General features: G+C 47.4%; 2 protein-coding genes. One reads left to right on the top strand and one right to left on the bottom strand.

Going from position 1 to position 2,271, the window contains the following annotated elements; genetic code table 11:
- Window positions 1-52 precede the first annotated feature (52 nt).
- Window positions 53-430 carry a hypothetical protein gene (locus B9N89_RS31070; protein ID WP_132326492.1) on the bottom strand — a complete coding sequence of 126 codons (378 nt, stop codon included), beginning with the start codon at window positions 428-430 and terminating at the stop codon, window positions 53-55.
- A gap of 143 nt (window positions 431-573) precedes the next feature.
- Here B9N89_RS31070 and B9N89_RS31065 point away from each other — a divergent pair, with 143 nt between their 5' ends.
- Entirely contained in the window at window positions 574-2,211 is a 1,638-nt protein-coding gene (locus B9N89_RS31065) for a S8 family peptidase (protein ID WP_132326490.1), read from the top strand.
- Window positions 2,212-2,271 lie beyond the last annotated feature (60 nt).

Here is a 2,271-nt window from a genome sequence, read left to right as displayed (position 1 = left end):
AATTCCGGCGAGTCATGTTAAAAAGGGGAAGCAGTTGCTTCCCCTTCGTTTTTTAGGCGTTGCGAATCATCGTCTGCATGAGGTTGCCTGTCTCGTGGAGCACCACGCCACCCACTGGTGACCAGCCCTTTTTAATGAAGTAGTTTACCTGGTCTTCCAAATTCCTTACGGAGTCTTCAACAAATAGCTTATATTCGGTGATAGCTCCGTTGCTAACCTTTGTGGGAACGGCTTTGCGGGCCGAAGTCTTTTTTACTTTAGCCTTCGTTGCCGCGCGAGATACCTTCTTTTTAGCTACCGTTTTTTTCTTGGTAGCCTTGGTCGCTTTTTTCTTAGTAGGAGTTTTTTTTGTGAGCTTCTTTTTCGCGCCAGCTTTTTTAGCTACCTTCTTCTTAGCTACTTTCTTCTTGGTAGCTTTCTTTTTTGCCATGAGATCCTCCAAGGATGAACGTATAAAACTCGCCTACAATTTTACTTCGATTCGGAATCCAGAGTAAACTGGCGTCAAGCTGTTGACAAGGGAATGTTAACAAGTCTCATATATTCATATGAACACCATATCAGGAGTTTCCTATGAAACGTTGGTTTGCTCTGCCCATATTTGCCTCTCTATCCTTCGCTTCCTGTGGCAAAGACGGTAGCACTGTTGTTAGTTTGTTGTGTGGAATTGGAAATGATTCAAGTGCATTAACCGTTGGTTTCAATCTTGCTGAGCTTGCCGGCCTGGGTTTGACGCAGAATGATGCTGTGGACAATACGACAATCAAAGACTTTTTGAACGACTCACTTGATTCATTTGTTACTGAAGATGTTTTGAGAGTTAAAACTGTTGAAACAGCAAAACCTGATGATACCACTGATAGCGTCCGGTTTCTTACCCTGAGCGGTACTCTGGCTGGAACATTTGGAGTGGCGAGCAGCTACTTTCGCGATGCTCTCGACGACAGTATTTTCGAGTATATCAACGACTCCTTCAACGTGAGTTCTTCAGCCCTTAGAATTCCAAAACAAACTCCTTTCGGGCCAATGTTTGGTGATCAGCACTTTCCTCAAAGGGCTCTAGCTGGTTTGACAACTCTGCAATCAAGTGGCGATCCACATCCCGAACAATGGGCGCTGGAGCAAACGGATTTCACAGCAGCGATGAACTATTTGTCCACGATCCAGGGTGGGGCAAGCAACCGTAGCAATGAGGTGATCGTTGCTGTTCTCGATACTGGAGTGGATAGTGAGCATCCTGATTTGCAAGATATTCTTGTGGATGGATATGACGCTGTTGGCTCATCAACAGGCACAGATGATGAAAATGGCCATGGAACTCATTGTGCAGGCATTATTGCATCTCAAGTGAAAACTGCTGGAACATCGCCCTTAGGAGTTGCATCGAGGGTCAATGTTAAGATCATGCCGATCAAGGTTTTAGACCAAAATGGTGCCGGGGGCTTTCAGGCCATTGAGAAAGGGGTTCGCTATGCCATGCGTTCTAGCCCCAAGCCCGAGGTCTTGTCCCTAAGCTTAGGCGCCGGCCTTGATTATGGTGATCTAGATGATCAAACCAAGACCTTAGTGAACCAGTTGTTCAAGGATGCTGTGGATGCTGGGATCATTGTTATCGTTGCAGCAGGTAACGAGGGCTGCCCACTTGGTGGCAGCTGCCGCGACAGCAATGGAATCTTCCCCAAAACCATCGACGAGTATATCGTCTTGCCTTGTATGTATCAGGATGTTGTCTGCGTCGGGGCTAGCGATCCAGATGAAAGCCTGGCGAGCTATAGCAACTATTCATCCCAAGAAGAACGCAGCTATCGGGTGAACGCTCACATCAACGCCCCTGGAACCAATATCTATTCTACCTGGCCGACAGATCAGACCAGTTACAAAACTATTAGCGGCACCAGTATGGCAACACCCTATGTCGCTGGCATCGCAGCGATCATGAAGTCGGTTTATCCTGAGTTAACCCAAGAGCAATTCATTGCCTTTGTTCAGTCTGGTCAGGTGGAGCCTTCAGAAATGGTTTCTAAGAGTGAGGTAGGTCGTCTCGACCTCTATAAATCACTGGTCGCTTTTGGCACAGATTCGACGATCGGGCTCAATGGGGGCACTCCCGATGGCTATTCAGAGCCTGCGGTAAATCCGGTGGATGGACCTGAAGAAAGCAGCTCTGGAAGCTCGCCTGTTTCGACTCTCTGGTCGGCTATCTGCCAATAAGGCATTCGGGGATCTCCTTCACTTACGGAATCGAATGATTTAACATGACTCGCCGGAAAG

This window comes from Pseudobacteriovorax antillogorgiicola (assembly GCF_900177345.1).
Classification (GTDB): Bacteria; Bdellovibrionota_B; Oligoflexia; order Oligoflexales; family Oligoflexaceae; genus Pseudobacteriovorax; species Pseudobacteriovorax antillogorgiicola.
The sequence above is the reverse complement of the archived record's forward strand: the minus strand, read 5'-3'. Positions and strand labels throughout refer to the sequence as shown.